At 70.0% G+C, this 17,443-nt stretch carries 17 protein-coding genes and 1 riboswitch; of the genes, 12 read left to right on the top strand and 5 right to left on the bottom strand.

Annotated elements, in window-relative coordinates; all coding sequences use genetic code 11:
* Positions 1 to 51: 51 nt before the first annotated feature.
* A riboswitch (cobalamin riboswitch) is annotated at positions 52 to 299 on the bottom strand.
* Positions 300 to 404: 105 nt separating this feature from the next.
* From AC07RV_RS08090 to AC07RV_RS08060, 7 genes are all read left to right on the top strand, one after another.
* A complete protein-coding gene (locus tag AC07RV_RS08090; RefSeq protein WP_296776716.1) occupies positions 405 to 2,126 on the top strand; it encodes a ClcB-like voltage-gated chloride channel protein in 1,722 nt (573 codons plus the stop codon).
* A 91-nt stretch (positions 2,127 to 2,217) separates the two neighbouring features.
* A complete protein-coding gene (locus tag AC07RV_RS08085; protein WP_057594567.1) occupies positions 2,218 to 2,442 on the top strand; it encodes a hypothetical protein in 225 nt (74 codons plus the stop codon).
* Positions 2,439 to 2,783 carry a cell division protein ZapA gene (locus tag AC07RV_RS08080; RefSeq protein WP_093342354.1) on the top strand — a complete coding sequence of 115 codons (345 nt, stop codon included), beginning with the start codon at positions 2,439 to 2,441 and terminating at the stop codon, positions 2,781 to 2,783. Before AC07RV_RS08085 ends, AC07RV_RS08080 begins: the two co-directional genes overlap by 4 nt.
* 574 nt (positions 2,784 to 3,357) lie before the next feature.
* A complete protein-coding gene (locus tag AC07RV_RS08075; RefSeq protein WP_093342503.1) occupies positions 3,358 to 4,179 on the top strand; it encodes a sulfite exporter TauE/SafE family protein in 822 nt (273 codons plus the stop codon).
* A gap of 181 nt (positions 4,180 to 4,360) precedes the next feature.
* Positions 4,361 to 5,503, top strand: a complete 1,143-nt coding sequence (locus tag AC07RV_RS08070) for an FAD-dependent monooxygenase (protein ID WP_296776719.1) — start codon at positions 4,361 to 4,363, stop codon at positions 5,501 to 5,503.
* Between the two features lie 13 nt (positions 5,504 to 5,516).
* A complete protein-coding gene (locus AC07RV_RS08065) occupies positions 5,517 to 5,912 on the top strand; it encodes a carboxymuconolactone decarboxylase family protein (RefSeq protein ID WP_093342355.1) in 396 nt (131 codons plus the stop codon).
* Between the two features lie 36 nt (positions 5,913 to 5,948).
* Positions 5,949 to 6,938 carry a Bug family tripartite tricarboxylate transporter substrate binding protein gene (locus tag AC07RV_RS08060; RefSeq protein WP_296776724.1) on the top strand — a complete coding sequence of 330 codons (990 nt, stop codon included), beginning with the start codon at positions 5,949 to 5,951 and terminating at the stop codon, positions 6,936 to 6,938.
* Between the two features lie 9 nt (positions 6,939 to 6,947).
* Here AC07RV_RS08060 and AC07RV_RS08055 read toward each other — a convergent pair whose 3' ends face one another.
* Entirely contained in the window at positions 6,948 to 7,871 is a 924-nt protein-coding gene (locus AC07RV_RS08055; protein ID WP_296776726.1) for a LysR substrate-binding domain-containing protein, read from the bottom strand.
* A gap of 109 nt (positions 7,872 to 7,980) precedes the next feature.
* On the opposite strand from AC07RV_RS08055, the gene AC07RV_RS08050 reads away from it, so the two are divergent.
* Together AC07RV_RS08050 and AC07RV_RS08045 are read left to right on the top strand one after the other, a co-directional pair.
* On the top strand, positions 7,981 to 8,808 hold the full coding sequence (locus tag AC07RV_RS08050) for an alpha/beta fold hydrolase (protein WP_296776729.1): 828 nt from the start codon (positions 7,981 to 7,983) through the stop codon (positions 8,806 to 8,808).
* 67 nt (positions 8,809 to 8,875) lie between these two features.
* The gene (locus tag AC07RV_RS08045; RefSeq protein WP_296776731.1) at positions 8,876 to 9,304 is read left to right on the top strand and encodes a universal stress protein; all 429 of its coding nucleotides are present in this window, start codon (positions 8,876 to 8,878) and stop codon (positions 9,302 to 9,304) included.
* 3 nt (positions 9,305 to 9,307) lie between these two features.
* Here the strand turns inward: AC07RV_RS08045 and AC07RV_RS08040 are convergent, their stop codons facing one another.
* The gene (locus AC07RV_RS08040; RefSeq protein ID WP_296776733.1) at positions 9,308 to 10,270 is read right to left on the bottom strand and encodes an AraC-like ligand-binding domain-containing protein; all 963 of its coding nucleotides are present in this window, start codon (positions 10,268 to 10,270) and stop codon (positions 9,308 to 9,310) included.
* 179 nt (positions 10,271 to 10,449) lie between these two features.
* Between AC07RV_RS08040 and AC07RV_RS08035 the strand changes: the two genes are divergently transcribed.
* From AC07RV_RS08035 to AC07RV_RS08025, 3 genes are read left to right on the top strand one after another with little or no spacing between them, the layout of a single operon-like run.
* Complete coding sequence (locus tag AC07RV_RS08035) at positions 10,450 to 11,454, top strand: carbon-nitrogen hydrolase family protein (protein WP_093342366.1); 1,005 nt, start codon at positions 10,450 to 10,452, stop codon at positions 11,452 to 11,454.
* A gap of 22 nt (positions 11,455 to 11,476) precedes the next feature.
* The gene (locus AC07RV_RS08030) at positions 11,477 to 12,532 is read left to right on the top strand and encodes a phenylacetaldoxime dehydratase family protein (protein ID WP_296776737.1); all 1,056 of its coding nucleotides are present in this window, start codon (positions 11,477 to 11,479) and stop codon (positions 12,530 to 12,532) included.
* 56 nt (positions 12,533 to 12,588) lie between these two features.
* Positions 12,589 to 14,028 (top strand): serine hydrolase, encoded by a 1,440-nt coding sequence (locus AC07RV_RS08025; RefSeq protein WP_296776739.1) that lies wholly within the window; start codon positions 12,589 to 12,591, stop codon positions 14,026 to 14,028.
* 5 nt (positions 14,029 to 14,033) lie between these two features.
* Here AC07RV_RS08025 and AC07RV_RS08020 read toward each other — a convergent pair whose 3' ends face one another.
* Genes AC07RV_RS08020 through AC07RV_RS08010 form a run of 3 tightly spaced genes read right to left on the bottom strand, consistent with a single transcriptional unit; the run spans position 14,034 to position 17,397 of the window.
* A complete protein-coding gene (locus AC07RV_RS08020; RefSeq protein WP_296776741.1) occupies positions 14,034 to 15,569 on the bottom strand; it encodes a malonate--CoA ligase in 1,536 nt (511 codons plus the stop codon).
* Between the two features lie 38 nt (positions 15,570 to 15,607).
* Complete coding sequence (locus AC07RV_RS08015) at positions 15,608 to 16,411, bottom strand: enoyl-CoA hydratase/isomerase family protein (protein WP_296776743.1); 804 nt, start codon at positions 16,409 to 16,411, stop codon at positions 15,608 to 15,610.
* On the bottom strand, positions 16,408 to 17,397 hold the full coding sequence (locus AC07RV_RS08010; protein WP_296776745.1) for a Bug family tripartite tricarboxylate transporter substrate binding protein: 990 nt from the start codon (positions 17,395 to 17,397) through the stop codon (positions 16,408 to 16,410). The genes AC07RV_RS08015 and AC07RV_RS08010 overlap by 4 nt, the downstream gene beginning before the upstream one ends.
* Between the last annotated feature and the right edge of the window lie 46 nt (positions 17,398 to 17,443).

Below are 17,443 nucleotides of genomic sequence, written 5' to 3'. Positions count from 1 at the left end.
GGCGCCCGGGGCGCCATTGGCTCGTGCATGCATCGACGAAGCGAAGGGCATGCGCGAACCGCCTTGTTGGCCGGTATCCGGGCTGGCAGACCGGCCCTCGCCGCCTTCCCAGGCGCCTGTTTCAGGGCGCCCAGTGGCTCGTGTGGAGAGGGTGGCACCTTGCGGCGCCGTCTGCTTGACCGTTGCGGGGGCAGCGCAGGCGGCTTCGGTGCCGGCGCGCGGCCGGTCCCTTCACTCCTGCTTCCCGTTGAACCGCGGCGCGTGAACCACGCCGCAGGCACCAACGGGCGAGATTCTAGGCGCTGCGCCGCGCGCCTTAAGTCGAAAGTTGCGTGCGCCCGACGTTCGCCGCGCCTCGCGCACTAACATCGACGGGCTATGCGACGCCATCACCGACTCCCCGCATGACCCTGCGCTCCTCGCCGCTGCTGCGCCTGCGCTCCGCCCTGCAGCGCCTGTTCGGCGTCTCGGGCTGGCAGTCGATGCTGCTGTGGTCCATCGTCGCCGGCCTGCTCGGCACGCTCGCGACCGAACTGTTCCGCGCCACGCTGCGCGGCTTCGAGCACCTGGTGCTCGGCCCCGGCGACAGCCTGGTCGCGATGGCGCGCGCGCTGCCGTGGTGGGCGCGCATCGCCTTCCCCGCCGCGGGCGGCCTCGTGGCCGGCGGCCTGCTCGTGCTCGCCAGGCGCGTCGCGGTGCGCAGCGCCACCTCCGACTACATGGAAGCGATCGTGCTCGGCGACGGCCGCATCCCGGTCACGCAGACGCTGGTGCGCAGCGCCTCCTCGCTCGTGAGCATCGGCACCGGCGGCTCGATCGGCCGCGAGGGCTCGATGGTGCAGCTCGCCGCGTTGGCCGCCTCGCTGCTGGGCCGGGTGTTCCGCTTCCCGGTCGAGCGGCTGCGGCTGCTGGTGGCCTGCGGCGCGGCGGCCGGCCTCACGGCCGCGTACAACGCGCCGATCGCGGGCGCCTTCTTCGTCGCCGAGATCGTGCTGGGCTCGATCGTGATGGAGAGCGTGGGCCCGATCCTGATCGCGGCGGTGGTCGCCAACATCGTGATGCGCGCCCTGCCCGGCTACCAGCCGCCCTACCAGATGCCGGTGTTCCCCGAGCTGCATGGCGCCGAGATCCCGCTGTTCGCGCTGCTCGGCGTGCTGCTGGGCTTCGCGGCCGCGGGCTTCCTGCGCGCGCTGCAGGGCAGCCGGGTGCTGTTCGCGCGGCTGCCCTGCGCGCTGCCGTGGCGGCTCGCGCTCGGCGGGCTCGCGATGGGGCTGGTGTCGGTGCCCTGGCCCGAGGTCTGGGGCAACGGTTACAGCGTGGTCAACGCGGTGCTGCACACGCCCTGGACCTGGACCCTGATCGCCATGGTGCTGGCGGCCAAGCTGGTTGCCACGCTGGCCACGGCCGGCTCGGGCGCGGTCGGCGGCGTGTTCACGCCCGCGCTGTTCTTCGGCTGCATGGTGGGCGCGCTGTTCGGCCATGCCGCGCAGGCGCTGTGGCCGCATGCGGTGTCGGCGCCCTCGGCCTACGCGGTGGTGGGCATGGGCGCCTTTCTCGCGGGCGCCACGCAGGCGCCGCTGATGGCGATCCTCATGATCTTCGAGATGACGCTCAACTACCAGGTGATGCTGCCGCTGATGCTGGCCGGCGTGATCGCCTATTTCGTCGCGCGCTCGGCCAATGCGGGCTCGATGTACGAGATCACGCTGCGCCGGCGCGAGCAGCAGGACGAGCAGCTGCGCCTGCGCGCGCTGCACATCCGCGACCTGGTGCAGCCGGCGCAGACGGTGGTCGGCCCCGAGGCCGATCGCGAGGCGATGAGCCGGCTGTTCCTGCAGCATCCGGTGAAGTACCTCTACGTGGTCGATGCGCAGCAGCGCTACCTCGGCGTGGTGCCGCTCTCCGCGCTCGGCACGGCCGCGGCCGAGGTGCGCGCGGCGGACCTGCTGTCGCAGGCCATCGCGCCGATCACGGCCGACACCAGCCTGGGCGAGGCGCTGCAGCGCTTCCTCGAGCACCTGGGCGAGCGGCTGCCGGTGATCGAGAGCACGGCGAATCCGGTGCTGCTGGGCGTGGCCGCCAAGAGCGCGTTGCTCGCCACCTACGTGCGGCTCAGCGAAGTTTGATGGCGCGGCGCGCAGGCCGCAGAATGCCGTGCCAGGCGCGGCGGGTGCCCCGGAGGACCGCCGCTTTCACGGGAAACTACAATCGCGCACCATGCCCGCCTCCAGCCCCATCGACCAGATCGCCGAGCGCGTGGAACGCCTGCTCTTGCGTCACGAAGAGGTGCAGCGCACGAATGCGCTGCTGCAGGAACAGGTCGATGCGCTGACGCGCGAGCGCGATGCGCTCAAGTCGCGGCTCGCGGCGGCGCGCACGCGGCTCGATGCGCTGCTCGAGCAGCTGCCGGCCGTACCTCCCTCCGAAGATTCCCCCGCATGAAGCAGATCGAAGTTCAGATCATGGGCCAGAGCTACCTGCTCGGCTGTCCCGATGGCGGCGAAGCGCAACTGCGCGACGCGGTCGAACGCGTGGATGCGGCCATGTGCAAGATCCGCGACGCGGGCAAGGTCAAGGCGCGCGATCGCATCGCGGTGCTGGCCTCGTTGAACCTGGCCTTCGATCTCGCGGCGCAGGAGGCCACGGCGAAGGCCGCGCCGCCCGCAGAGCCGACCACGGCCCCGGCCGCGGCACCCGCCGACGACGGCGCGGTCGATCCGAAGGCCACGCAACTGATCCACAAGCTCGACCAGGCACTGGCCGGCGACGGTCATCTGCTCTGAGCTGATCCGAGCATCAGCGCGCTTTCTTTCTCTCATTCGCAGAGATCGGCGCGCACTGCAAGAACTTCGATGCAAACCTGCCCGCGCCGCAGGGATTCCACCAAAAAAACCGGGAGCCGCCCCAGCGCGAAGGCGTAAAATCGTTCCTGTCTGCGGTGCGCGTTGGGCTTTATATGTCCTTGTTCCAATGCTCTACGGAGCCGGGCTTGGTATATCGCTCGACGGGTGTGATCATCTCGCGTCAGATGAACCCGAAGTCTTGCTGCCCTCGCCCACCTGAACCCCGGTTCAGGATGCGAGTCTGGCGCCCATTCGCAGACACCTATTCCTCTTCGTTGCGCTGAGTGCGCATCGAACATCGGCGATCCCCGGCATGGCGGGATCGCCCCCAAGAACCCACGCTGTATCCACATCGATACATCCGATCCTGGCTGCTGCGCGACCGTGCGCGCCGGGCCGCAGCTACGTTTCAGATAGCATTGCGGCCCACCCCCCTCCCTTTTTCCCTCGAACCGAGGCCCGTTGCCATCGTTGCACGGCGCCCTTGCCTTACCCGAAAGTCCGTGGCGTGAACGTGACCAGCCTGCTCGACCCCCTCCTGATCGCCGAACTGGTCGCCCTCGGCCTCGGCACCGGTTTTCTCGCGGGCCTGCTCGGCATCGGCGGCGGCATGGTGATGGTGCCGTTCATCACTATCATCATGGGCCACCGCGGCGTGCCGGCCGACCTCGCGGTGAAGATGGCGATCGCGACCTCGATGGCCACCATCATCTTCACCTCGGTGTCGAGCGTGCGCGCGCACCACAAGCGCGGCGCGGTGCGCTGGGACATCGTCAAGCGCCTCGCGCCCGGCATCGTGATCGGCAGCCTCGTGGGCAGCCTCGGCATCTTCGCGCTGCTCAAGGGCACGGCGCTGGCGATCGTGTTCGCGCTGTTCGTGGGCTTCTCGGCCACGCAGATGTTCCTCGACCGTAAGCCCAAGCCCACGCGCCAGATGCCGGGCACCGTGGGCCAGCTCGGCGCCGGCGGCGCCATCGGCCTGGTCTCGGGCCTGGTCGGCGCGGGCGGCGGCTTCATCAGCGTGCCCTTCATGACCTGGTGCAACATCTCGATCCACAACGCGGTCGCCACCAGCGCCGCGCTGGGCTTCCCGATCGCGGTGGCCAACGTGGCCGGCTACGTGATCAGCGGCCAGACGGTGCAGGGCTTGCCGGCCGGCTCCTTCGGCTATATCTGGCTGCCCGCGCTCGCGGTGATCGCCGTGTGCAGCGTGCTGACCGCGCCGCTGGGCGCCAGAGCCGCGCACAACCTGCCGGTGAAGAAGCTCAAGCGCGTGTTCGCGAGCATCCTGTACCTGCTCGCGGCCTACATGCTCTGGAAGGGTCTGCGCGGCTGATTGCGCGGCTCTCTTCCGACCTCTTCCGTCTCCCTTTTCTCGATGTCACGACGCGCCCGGCCGGCGCGTCGTGCGCTTGCGCGCGCAGCAGTTTTTCTCAACCAGCGCCAGCAAATCTCGATGGTTCGCACCGGCCGAAAGCCGGACCATTCCGTTCACGCCAACCACACGAGGAACGGACATGAGCAAGAGACTTTCGGTCGCCATCATCGGCGCCGGCATGGGCGGCCTGGCCACGGCCGCTGCGCTGCGCCGCGTCGGCATCGACGTCATGGTCTACGAACAGGCCGAGAAATTCACCCGCCTGGGCGCGGGCATCCAGATCGGCTGCAACGCGATGCAGGTGCTGCGCGGCCTGGGCCTCGAGGAGCGCATGCGCGCCGAGGCCTTCTACCCGCGCTCCTGGAACAACAAGGACGCCTACACCGGCGAGGTGCGCTTCGACATGATCTTCGGCGAGACCGCCGAGCGGAAGTTCGGCGCGCCCTACCTGCTCGCGCACCGCGGCGACCTGCATGCCGCGCTGCACAGCGCCGTGCTCGACGAATTCATCCGCCGCGGCCATAAGCTCGCGGGCTTCTCGCAAGGCGACGGCGGTGTCGAGCTGCGCTTCGCCAACGGCGCCACCGTGCATGCCGACGCGGTGGTGGCGGCCGACGGCGTGCACTCGCTGGTCAAGGACCAGCTGTTCGGCAGGTCCGAGCCCAACTTCACGGGCCGCATCGCCTACCGCACCACCTTCTCGGCGGCGCTGCTCGGCGGCCAGGAGATCGACCAGTGCACCAAGTGGTGGGGCAAGGACCGCCACATCGTCATCTACTACGTCAAGCCCGACCGCAGCGAGGTCTACTTCGTGACCAGCCAGCCCGAGCCCGGCTTCCGCCTCGAGTCGTGGTCCACCAAGGGCGACATCCATGCGCTGCGCGAGGCCTTCGCCGACTTCCATCCGCAGGTGCGCCACGTGCTGCAGTCCTGCCCCGAGGTCCACAAGTGGGCGCTGGTCGACCGCGACCCGCTGCCGCGCTGGAGCGAAGGCAACATCACGCTGCTCGGCGATGCCTGCCACCCGATGACGCCCTACATGGCGCAGGGCGCGGCGATGGCGATCGAGGATGCGGCGGTGCTCTCGCGCTGCCTCCAGGGCATCGACCGCGACGGCGTGGCCGAGGCCTTCCAGCGCTTCGAGGCCACGCGCAAGCCGCGCACCTCGAAGGTCCAGCTGACCTCGCGCACCAACACCTGGCTGCGCGATCCGCAGGACTCCGACTGGGTCTATGCCTACGACGCCTGGAACGCGCCGCTGGCCGAGGCGGCCGTGGCCTGAAGGGAGCGACGACATGGCAGACAAAACCCACACCTCGGCGAAGTTCCAGCGCGGGCTCGCCACGCGCAAGGCGGTGCTCGGCGCCGAGTACGTCGAGAAGTCGATCGCCGAGGCCGACGACTTCAGCTGGCCGATGCAGCAGCTCACCACCGAGTACTGCTGGGACGAGATCTGGAACCGCCCGGGCCTGGACCGGCGCAGCCGCAGCCTGCTGAACCTCGGCATGATCAGCGCGCTCAACCGGCCGCACGAGCTGCGCCTGCATGTGCGCGGCGCGATCAACAACGGCATCACGCCCACCGAGCTGCAGGAGGTGTTCCTGCAGGTCGCCATCTACTGCGGCGTGCCCGCGGCGCTCGACAGCCTGCGCAACGCGCGCGAGGTGCTCAAGGAGATGAAGCTCGCCTGAAGCTTCGCCCTTTTAAAAAACATCGGAGACAACGCAATGGACAACCAGGCAATGCTGAGCCGCCGCGCGCTGCTCGCGCTCGCGGCCGCGTCGATGGGCACGCCGGCGCTCGCGCAGCCGGCCGCGTCACGCGGCAAGGTCACGAAGATCCTCGTGGGCTTTCCGCCGGGCCAGGCCACCGATATCGTGGCGCGGCTGATGGCCGAGAAGATGCAGGCCGTGACGGGCGAGAACTACATCGTCGACAACAAACCGGGCCAGGGCGGCAGCATCGCGATGGGCCAGCTCGCGAAGTCGCCCAACGACGGCTCGACGATGATGCTCACGCACATGTCGGCCGTGGCCACCAACCCGCACCTCTACCGCAGCGTGCCCTACGACTCGCTCAAGGATTACGAGGCGGTGGGCCTGGTCGGCGACCTGCCCTTCGTGCTGGTGTGCCATCCCTCGCTGCCCTTCACCGACGCGCAGGGGCTGGTGGCCTATGCCAAGGCCAACCCGGGCAAGCTCACCAATGCCTCCTCGGGCAACGGCACGGTGTCGCACCTCGCGATGGAGGAGCTCAAGCGGCGCGCGGGCATCGACATCGTGCACGTGCCCTACAAGGGCAGCGCGCCGGGCCTGACCGACGTGGTCGCGGGCAATGTCTCGCTGGCGCTCGAGACCGCGGCCGGCGTGCAGGCCTTCGTGCAGGGCGGCAAGCTGCGCGCGCTCGGCGCGGCCACCGCGAGCCGGCTCGACGCGCCGCTGGCCGTGCCCACATTGATCGAGCAGGGCTTCGCCGACTTCCGCGCTTCGACCTGGCTGATGCTGCTCTACCCCGTCGGCACCTCGAGGACGCTGGTGGCTTCGACCCACGAGGCGATCGGCAAGGCGATGCGCAAGCCCGAGGTGGAGCGGCGCATGCGCAGCATCGGCGCGCTGCCGCGCTACAGCGCCAGCCCCGAGGAAGCCGCGGCCTACGTCGCCAGCGAGTTCAAGAGCTGGGGCGAGCTGGTGCGCCGCAGCGGCGTGCAGATGGACTGAGCGGCGCGCTCAGGACGCCGGGACCTGCGAGCGCAGCCATTGCTGCATCGAGGCCTCGGTGTCGCTGCCCTCGCGCACCAGCCATTCGCAGAAGCTCTCGGTCACCTGGTCGGCATGGGCCGTGCTCGCGAAGTAGCGCCGCTGCTTGGCGGCCAGCACGCCGAAGGGCGCGCACAGCCGGCCCGCGATGATGTCGTCGAAGGCGAGGAACAGCGGCACCAGCGCCAGGCCCAGCCCGTCGATCGCGGCCTGCAGCGCGAAGTACATCTGCTCGAAGCGGATCGCGCCGCCGGGCTTGAGCCCGGCCACGCCGGCGGCCGCGAGCCAGTCCTCCCAGGCATAGGGCTCGGTGGCGAAGCTCACGAGCGTTTGCGCGGCCAGGTCGCGCGGCTCGCGCAGCCGGCCGCCGTCGAGCAGGTCCACATGGCACACCGGCAGGATCAGCTCGCTCATGAAGGGCCGCGACACGCAGTGCGGCGGCGGCTCGAGCGCGCCCGCGATGGCGATGTCGTAGCGGCCCTCGTCGAAGTTGACCGGCGCCAGCAAGGTGGTGAGCCGCAGGTCGACCTCGGGCCGCCTGCGCTGGAAGGCCGGCAGGCGCGAGAGCAGCCAGCGCATGGTGAAGGTCGGCGGCGCGTTGATGCGCAGCGCGGTCGGCACCGCCTGCTCGCGCAACTGCATCGAGGCCACCGCCACGCGGTCGAGCGTGGCCGTCAGTTCGCCGAGGTAGAGGCGCCCGGCCTCGGTCAAAGCGAGCTGCGAGGAGGTGCGCCGGAACAGCGGCACGCCCAGCCATTCCTCGAGCAGCGCGACCTGGCGGCTGATGGCGCCGTTGGTCACGCTCAGTTCTTCCGCGGCGCGCGTGAAGCTCACGTGCCGGCCCGCGGCCTCGAAGGCGCGGATCGCGTTCAGGGGTGGAAGTTTTCTGGACATGGCGGGGCGACTGTAGGCCGCGATGGGTGCAAGCGGGTTGCGTTTTTCTCAACGGGCTTCAGTTTTACTCGGTGGTGGGGCCTGGGGAAAGGGGCGAGACTGGCCCCTCATGACGACCACCCGGCACCTCCTCCTTCCCACCGCGGCCTGCCGCGTCGCGGTCCATATCGACGGCCCCGCGGACGGCCCCGTGGTGCTGCTCGCGCACGCGATCCTGTCTTCGTCGGTGCTGTGGCACCGCCAGGCCGGGTGGCTGGCCGCCGAGGGCTGGCGCGTGCTGCGGCCCGACACGCGCGGCCATGGCCGGTCGGAGGCGCCCTCACCGCCATCACTGCCCTGGCGCATGGGCGACCTGGCGCGCGACGTGGTCGAGATCCTCGATGCGCTCGACATCCGCGCGGCGCACTACATCGGGCTCTCGCTCGGCGGCATGTGCGGCTTCGCGCTGGCCGAACGGCATCCCGAGCGCCTGGCCAGCCTGTGCCTGTGCGACTGCCGCGCCGACGCGCCCGCGGCCTTCGCGCAGCCCTGGGACGAGCGCATCGCGCTCGTCGAGGCCCAGGGCTGCGAAGCGCTCGCGGGCCCGACCATCGAACGCTGGCTAGGCCGCAGCTTCATCGAGGCCCATCCCGCCGAGGCGCGGGCCCTGCATGCGGCCGCGGCCGGCACGTCGCGCGCGGGCATGGTCGGCTGCGCGCGCGCGATCCAGCAACTCGACCACCGCGCGGCCGCGCGCGGCATCCACGTGCCCACGACCTTGATCGCGGGCGCCAACGACGGCGGCCTGCCCGACGCGATGCGCGAGCTGCAGGCCGAGATCCTCGGCGCCTCTCTGGAGATCGTTCCCGACGCGGGCCACCTGCCGAACATCGACCAGCCCGAGCGCTTCGATGCCGCGCTGCGCGCCCACCTGCGGCTCGCGCGTCAGGCGGCCTGAGCCGCAAGCACCCGCAAACGGTGTTGACTTCGTTGCGGCGGCCCGGTGCGGGTCCTATAACGAGCGCATGAAAATCCTCATCGCCGCCGACGGCAGCGCCTTCACCCAGAAGGCCCTCGCCTATCTGATCGCCCATCGCAACATGTTCGTGGATGGCCACGAGCTCGTGGTGGTCCATGTCTGCACCGGCATCTCGGCCAACGTGGCGCGCCACCTCAGCAAGGAGGCGGTCGCCGACTACTACGCCGAGGAAAGCGCCAAGGTGGTCGACCCGGTGAAGCAATACTTCGCCGACAACGGCGTCGCAAACTTCCGCATCGACGCGCGCCACGGCCACGTGGCCGAGGAGATCCTCAAGGCGGCCGCTGCCGCGCAGGCCGAGCTGATCGTGCTCGGCACGCACGGCCATGGCCTGTTCGGCCGCGCACTGATGGGTTCGGTGGCGACCAAGGTGGTGGCCGAGACCGACATCTCGGTGCTGCTGGTCCAGCAGTAGGGTCTACTGCATGCGCTGCTGCCGCCACTCGCGCGGCGAGCAGCCGAAGCGCTCCTTGAACGCGCGGCTGAAATGCGCCGCGTCGTTGAAGCCGCGGCCATAGGCGATCTCGGCCACGGGCCGGCCCGCGAGGCGCGGCTCGAGCAGGTCGCGGCTGCAGGCCTCGAGCCGGCGCTCCCAGATGTACTGCGCGGGCGTCAGCGGCTCGCTCTTGAAGACGCGGTGGATCTGGCTGGCCGACACGCCGAGCTCGGCCGCGAGGCTGCCCACCGACAGCGCGGGATCGCCGAGCTGTTCCTCGATGCGCCGCTTCACGCGCGCGAGGTGATAGGCCGTGAGGCTGCTGAGCGAAGGCGCGCTGGCCGCCGGCAGGGTCTGCAGCCCCGCCACCAGGATGTTCTGCACGCCATTGGCCACCGCGAGCGCCGAAGCCGGCTGCAGCGTCTCGATGTCCTCGCGCAGGGTACGGATCATGCCCAGCAGCAGGTGGCCCGCGCCCTGGCGGCCCGACACGGTGGTGGCCGTGAGCGCCTGCGTCTCGCGCAACTCGCTGCGCAGCCGGTCGCCGGGCAGCTTGAGCACGATCTGCTCGAAGCGGTCGTCGAACAGCAGCTGGTAGGGCCGCGTGCTGTCGTAGAGCGCGAAGTCGCCGGCCTCGAGCACCGCGTCGCGCCCGTCCTGGCGCACCACGCCGCGGCCCTGGGCCTGGATGCTCACGAGGAAGTAGTCGTCGCCCGAGCGCGCGATGTGGCCCGAGGTGCGCAGCACCTTCTGAGGGCCCGAACGCACCACCGACACGTCGAGCCCGGGCAGCGTGTGCTGGCGGATGCTGCCCTCGAAGTCCTCGGACTCGTCGGGCCGCACCGGATCGCAACCGAGCTGCACATAGACGTTGCAGATCATGTCGGTCCAGTAGGCCAGCCGCTGCGAGCGCGCAACGGCATCGGTGCTGAGCAGCGTGTTCATCGGTAGGGCCTCGAGGGAGGGGAACGGCGGGGCATGCGACACAGGAACAAGAACGGTGCAAGTTGCGGTCAAGGCGTTCGCAGGCGGCGAATTTACGCTTCAAGCAACCCGCATGCCACCGCGCAAACCCGCGCCGGGGCACCGCGGCGAATCCACGTTCTCCACCGAAAGGCCCCGCCATGCCCACCACCGTTCATCCCAAGCTCCGCGTCGCCGCCGTGCAGGCCGCGCCCGTGTTCCTCGACCTCGACGGCACCATCGACAAGACCATCGCCCTGATGGCGCAGGCCGCCGCGCAGGGCGTGAAGCTGATCGCCTTTCCCGAGACCTGGATCCCCGGCTATCCCTGGTGGATCTGGCTCGACTCGCCGGCCTGGGGCATGCAGTTCGTGCAGCGCTACCACGACAACTCGCTGGTGATCGGCTCGGTGGAGTTCGAGCGCCTGCAGGCGGCCGCGCGCCAGCATTCGATCTGGCTCTCGTTCGGCTTCAGCGAGAAGGCCGCGGGCAGCCTCTACATCGCGCAGGCGCTGATCGACGACCAGGGCCAGGTGGCGCAGACGCGCCGCAAGCTCAAGCCCACGCACGTGGAGCGCACCGTGTTCGGCGAAGGCGACGGCGCCGACCTGCACGTGGTGCCCACCGCCATCGGCAACATCGGCTCGCTGTGCTGCTGGGAACACCTGCAGCCGCTGAGCAAGTACGCGATGTATTCGCAGAACGAGCAGATCCACTGCGCCGCGTGGCCCAGCTTCTCGCTCTACCGCGGCGCGGCCAACGCGCTGGGCGCCGAGGTCAACAATGCCGCGAGCCAGGTCTATGCGGTCGAGGGCGGCTGCTTCGTGCTCGCGCCCTGCGCCACGGTCTCGAAGGCGATGAGCGAGCTGATGTGCACCGATGCCGGCAAGCAGCAGATGCTGGGCGTGGGCGGCGGCCATGCGCGCATCTACGGGCCCGACGGCTCCGCGCTCGGCACGCCGCTGCCCGAGACCGAGGAAGGCCTGGTGATCGCCGACATCGACCTCGGGATGATCTCGCTCGCGAAGGCCGCGGCCGACCCGAGCGGCCACTACTCCCGGCCCGACGTCACGCAGCTGCTGCTCAACAAGACGCGCCGCGAGCCCGTGGTGGTGCAGCTCACGCCCGTGCCCGAGGGCAACGCGGCCGAGCCGGTCGAGGCCTGAGCGCGTACGAAGGAGCCGCGCCATGGAATCCGCCATCGACGAGCACCTGAAGTGCCCGCGCACGCGCACCCGCCGCGTGGAGGACGACTACACACCGCCCTACCCCGTCTGGTCGGCGCGCGCCGACCGCGCGGTCACGCAGGTGGTGATGGGCTACTTCGGCGTGCAGTCGCTCGGCGCCGCGCAGCAGGGCCGCGCCTGCGCCGCGCTGATGCGCATCGCGCGCGACTTCGCGCGGCCCGACGGCCCGCTGCACCACGACCTTACGCACTATGTCGATGCCGACGGCCACGACAACATGATCGCGATCGCCTACTGGACCGATCCGGCGGCCTTCGCGCGCTGGAGCGCCACGCCCGAGATCGACGGCTGGTGGCAGTCGGACGAGCGGCTGCACGAGGGCCTGGGCTATTTCCGCGAGATCGTGTCGCCGCGCGTGCAGCACTTCGAGACCATGTTCAACACGCCCGACCGGCTCGAGGGCATCGGCGTGGCCATGGGCGGCGTGAGCGGCGAGCTGCAGGAGCATGGCTACTGGGGATCGATGCGCGACCGCATCCCGCTGTCGCAGACCGATCCGATGTCGCCCTCGGGCACGCGCGCGGCGATCGGCGACGAGCCCGCGCCGGGCCGGCGCGTGCGCATCGCGGGCCATGAACACGTCGCGATGATCCGCTCGGGCCAGGAATGGACCGACACCACCGGCCAGGAGCGCACGCTCTATCTCGAGGAGATGGAGCCGGTGCTGCGCGAAGGCATGGACTTCCTGCGCGACCAGGGCCTGGCCATCGGCTGCTACAGCAACCGCTACATGCAGCATCTCGATGCGCAGGGCGCGCCGCTGCAGAAGTCCTTCGGCCTGAGCTTCTGGCACTCGCTGGCCGACATGGAACGCTGGGCCGAATCGCATCCGACCCACGTGGCGATCTTCGGCAGCTTCATGCGCTATGTGCAGGCGCTGAACTTCCAGCTGCAACTGCGCGTGTACCACGAGGTGTCGGTGCTCAAGGCCAACGAACAGCGCTACGAATACGTCAACTGCCATGCGCGCACGGGACTGATGAACGGCATGGGTTGAGAGCGCCGCATGGCGGATGCCTTAGGATTCGCGCCCCGAACCCTAGGACCCCGATCATGTGGCGCGAATTCGAAAGCCTCGTCGAAAGCTCGATGAAGGAATGGAAGATCCCGGGGCTCGCGCTCGCGGTGATCGAAGATGGCGAGGTCTCGCTGCTGAAGGGCTATGGCGTGCGCGACCTGCGCGGCAACGAGCCCGTGACCGCCGACACGCAGTTCCTGCTGTGCTCGATCACCAAGTCGTTCACCGCGGCCGGACTCGGCCTGCTGGTCGACGAGGGCCGGCTCGCCTGGAGCCGGCCGGTGCGCGAAGTCATTCCGGAGTTCCGGCTGCACGATACGGTGGCGACCGCGCAGCTCACGGTGCGCGACCTGCTGAGCCACCTGAGCGGCCTGCCGCGCCACGACTGGCTGCACATGCCGGCCGACCTGACGAGCGCGCAGATGCTGCCGCTGCTGCGCCACCTGGTGCCGAGCCGCGAACTGCGCGAGGCCTTCCAGTACTCGAACCTCGGCTACATGGTCGCGGGCATCGTGATCGAGCGCATCAGCGGACAGGGATGGCAGGACTTCGTGACCGAGCGGCTGCTCAAACCGCTGGGCTTCACGCACTACGGCTTCGGCATCGACGCGCTGGTGGCGGCCGCCGATGCGGCCCGCCCGCACACCATGGTCGAGGGCGATCCCGTGCCCGCGCAGCTGTGGCCGGTGCCGACGGCCGCGGGCGGCGGGCTCAATGCCAGCGCCGCCGATCTCGCGAAGTGGATGCGCTGCCTGCTCGACGAAGGCCGCGTGGGCGACACGCCGCTGCTGTCGGCCAAGACGGTGCGCGAGATGGGCATGCCGCGCGCCTGGATGTCGCGCTCCGAACATGCGGAGATCGGCGATTCGCACTACGGCCTGGGCCTGTTCTGCGAGAACTACCGCGGCGACCGCACGCTCGCGCATTCGGGCTCGTGGTTCGGCTGGGCCACGCTGATGACCGTGGTGCCCTCGCGCCGCGCGGGCGTGGCGGTGCTGACCAACCGCGCGCCGGGCGCCGTGCCCTCGATCCTCACCTTCGCGGCGCTCGACCGCATCGCGGGCCGCGAGCCGGTCGACTGGTTCCAGCGGCTGCTCACGAAGCGCCGCGCCGACCTGGTGCAGCAGCGGGTCGACGAGAAGGCGCGCACGGACCGGCGCCGCACCGGCACGCAGCCCAGCCATGCGCTCGAGGAATATGCGGGCCGCTACGAGCATCCGGCCTACGGCTGCATCGAGATCGCGCACGAGGGCGACCACCTCGCCTGGCACTGGCGCGGCGCCGCCGGCGCGCTCACGCACTGGCACTACGACATGTTCGTCACGCCGGACCGGCCGACGGTGTTCCACCCGGACAACCTCGCGCTGAGCTTTCTCTACGACCGCGCGGGCCGCATCGACCGCATCGCGGTGCCCTTCGAGCCGATGGTGGAGGACATCGTGTTCAGGCGCGCGAAGGACGCGCCCCAAACCTAGAACGCCTAGGCGAACAAGCCCTTGTGCTCGCCGCGCAGCAGCGCCTTCTGCACCTTGCCCATGGTGTTGCGCGGCAGCTCCGGCACGATGAAGCAGCGCTTCGGGATCTTGAAGTTCGCGAGCCGGGCCTTGAGCTCGGCCACGATCGCGTCGCCATCGAGCGTGGCGCCGGGCTTGGCGATGACGATCGCCACGCCGACCTCGCCGAAGTCGGGGTGCGGCACGCCGACCACCGCGCTCTCGGCCACGCCGGCCATCTCGTTGATGTAGCCCTCGATCTCGGCCGGATAGACGTTGTAGCCGCCGCTGATGATCAGGTCCTTGCTGCGCCCGACGATGGTGATGTAGCCGCGGCCGTCGATCTTGCCCACGTCGCCGGTCTTGAAGAAGCCGTCGGCCGTGAACTCCTCCTGCGTCTTCTCGGGCATGCGCCAGTAGCCCGCGAACACGTTGGGACCGCTGACCTCGATGCCGCCGATCTCGTCGGTGGTGCAGTCGCGGCCCTGGTCGTCGCGCACGCGCAGCTGCACGCCCGGCAGCGCGAAGCCGACGGTACCGCCGCGGCGCTCGCCCTGCTCGGGGCGGTAGGGGTTCGAGGTCAGCATGATGGTTTCGCTCATGCCGTAGCGCTCGAGGATGGTGTGGCCGGTGCGCTCGCGCCACTCGTCGAAGGTCTCGATCAGCAGCGGCGCCGAACCCGCGACGAACAGCCGCATGTTGCGCACCGCCTCGCGCGTGAGGCCGGGCTCGGCCAGCAGGCGCACGTAGAGCGTGGGCACGCCCATGAACACGGTGGCCTCGGGCAGCTTCGCGGCGATGCGCTTGGGATCGAACTTCGAGAACCAGAGGATCTTGCTGCCGTTGAGCAGCGCGCCGTGCAGCGCCACGAACAGGCCGTGCACGTGGAAGATCGGCAGCGCGTGGATCAGCACGTCGCCCTCGGTCCAGCCCCAGTAGTCCTTGAGCACCTCGGCATTCGACAGCAGGTTGCCGTGCGTGAGCATCGCGCCCTTGCTGCGGCCGGTGGTGCCGCTGGTGTAGAGGATCGCGGCCAGGTCGTCGGCCGACTTCGTGGCCGGCTTGTGCACATCGCTGCAGCTGGCCGCGACCTCGAGCAGGGTGCCGCTGCGGTCGTCGTCGAGCGTGAACACGTGGCGGGTGCCGGCGGCCGTGGCCAGCGGTGCCACCCAGGCCGCGTTGCGGCTGGTGCAGACCACCACGGCGGGCTCGGCGTTGCCGATGAAGTACTCGATCTCGGCGCTCTGGTAGGCGGTGTTGAGCGGCAGGAACACATAGCCCGCGCGCAGGGTGGCGAGGTACAGCAGCATCGCCTCGACCGACTTCTCGACCTGCACCGCGATGCGCGCGCCCTTCTCGAGCTTCAGCGCGTCGAGCAGGTTGGCGATCATCGCGCTCGCGCGATCGAGGTCGCGCCACGAATACGCGAGGCCGTTGTCGGTCTCGACCGCGATGGCATCGAGGTCGGCGGGAAAGGCCGCGCGCAGGGCGGCGAACAGGTTGGCGTTGGCGGTCTTCTTCATCGGTCGGACTTCACAGGAGGCGGAAAACGAAAGGCGGGTCAGAAATCGGGCGCGCGCTTGGCGAGGAAGGCGGCGATGCCTTCGCGGTGCTCGGCCGAGTCGGCGTAGTCGTAGGCGGTGGCGACCAGCGCGGCGACCGGCTCCACCTCGGGCGGCGCGGTGTTGGCGCCGGTCACGGCATGGTGCAGCACGGCGAAGGTGCGCTTGTGCATGCGCGCTGTCTGCGGCGCGAGCCGCGCGATGCGCGCCGCGTGCGCCTCGGCCGCGGCGGCCACCTCGGCATCGGGCAGCACCGACAGCAGGAAGCCCGCGTGGTAGAGCCGCGTGGCGTCGTGCACGCCGGCGGCCAGCAGCATGTCGCGCGCCAGCGTGTCGCCGATGGCGCCATGCACCAGCGCGGCCTCGCGCGGTGCCATCGGAAAGCCGAGCTTCGCGATCGGCGCGCCGAATTTCGACGAGGTACCCGCGAGGCGGATGTCGCAGCAGCTCGCGATCTCGATGCCCGCGCCCATGCAGGCGCCCTCGATCTGCGCGACCAGCGGCAGCGGGCAGTCGAGCAGCGCCTGCAGCGCGGCCCAGACCTCGTTCTCGTGGAATTCGCGCAGGCTCGCGGCCTCGAAGCGGAACGACGGGTACTCGGAAATGTCGCCGCCCGCGCAGAAGGCGCCGCCCTCCCCGCGCACGATCACGCAGCGCAGCGCCGGGTCGGCGCCGAGGCCGGCCACCAGCGCGCGCAACTCGCGCCACATCGCGCGCGTCATCGCGTTCAGGCGCGCCGGGTTCGACAGCGTGAGGAACGCGAGCGCGCCCTCGCGGCGCAGGCTGACGCTGCCCGCGCTCATTCGAGCTTGGCGCCCGAGGCCTTGACCACGGCGGCCCAGCGCTTGATCTCCGAATTGACGAAGCCGCCGTACGCGGCCATGGTCAGGTTCGGGATCTCGGAGCCGTTCTGCGCCCAGATGGCCTTGAGCTCGTCGCTCGCGAGCGATTTCTTCATGTCCTCGACCACCTTGGCCTGCACGTCGGCCGGCGTGCCCTTGGGCGTCCAGAGGCCGTACCAGGTGGTCACCGTGTAGTCGGGCAGGCCCACCTCGGCCGCGCAGGGCACGTCGGGGAAGGCCGGGTTGCGCTTGGCGCCCGCGACCATCAGCGCCTTGATGCGGCCGCTCTTGATGTGCTGCGCCGAGGAGCCGAGGCCGTCGAACATCAGGTCGACGTTGCCCGAGATCAGGTCGGCCAGCGCCGGGCCCGCGCCGCGGTACGGGATGTGGGTGATGAAGGTGCCGGTCTGGATCTTGAACAGCTCGCCCGCCAGGTGGTGCGAGGTGCCCGCGCCGGCCGAGCCGTAGTTGAACTTGCCGGGGCTGCGCTTCACCAGCGCGATGAATTCCTGGATGGTCGCGGCGGGCACGCGCTTGGGATTGACCACCACCACCTGCGGCACGTTGGCCAGCAGCATCAGCGGCACGAAGTCCTTCTCGATGTCGTAGTCGAGCTTGGGATAGATCGAGGGCGCGATCGCGTGGTGCACCGCGCCCATGAACAGCGTGTAGCCGTCGGCCGGCGCCTTGGAGGCGATGCTCGCGCCCAGCGTGCCGCCCGCGCCGCCGCGGTTGTCGATCACCAGGGTCTGGCCCGTGAGCTTGGCGAACTGGCCCGACAGCGGACGCGCGAAGGCGTCGGTGCCGCCGCCAGCCGGGAACGGCACGATCATGTTGACCGGCTTGGTCGGCCAGTTGCTCTGCGCGGTCGCGGCGCCGCCGCACAGAACCGCCGCGCCCGCAGCCGCCAGGCGCAACACGTCGCGCCGCTGAAAACTCTGGTTCATCTGTCTCATCTCCTGTCGTTGTGGATCGCCGCGGATGCGACGGCCG

This window comes from Variovorax sp. GW821-FHT09B01 (assembly GCF_059418345.1).
The sequence above is the reverse complement of the archived record's forward strand: the minus strand, read 5'-3'. Positions and strand labels throughout refer to the sequence as shown.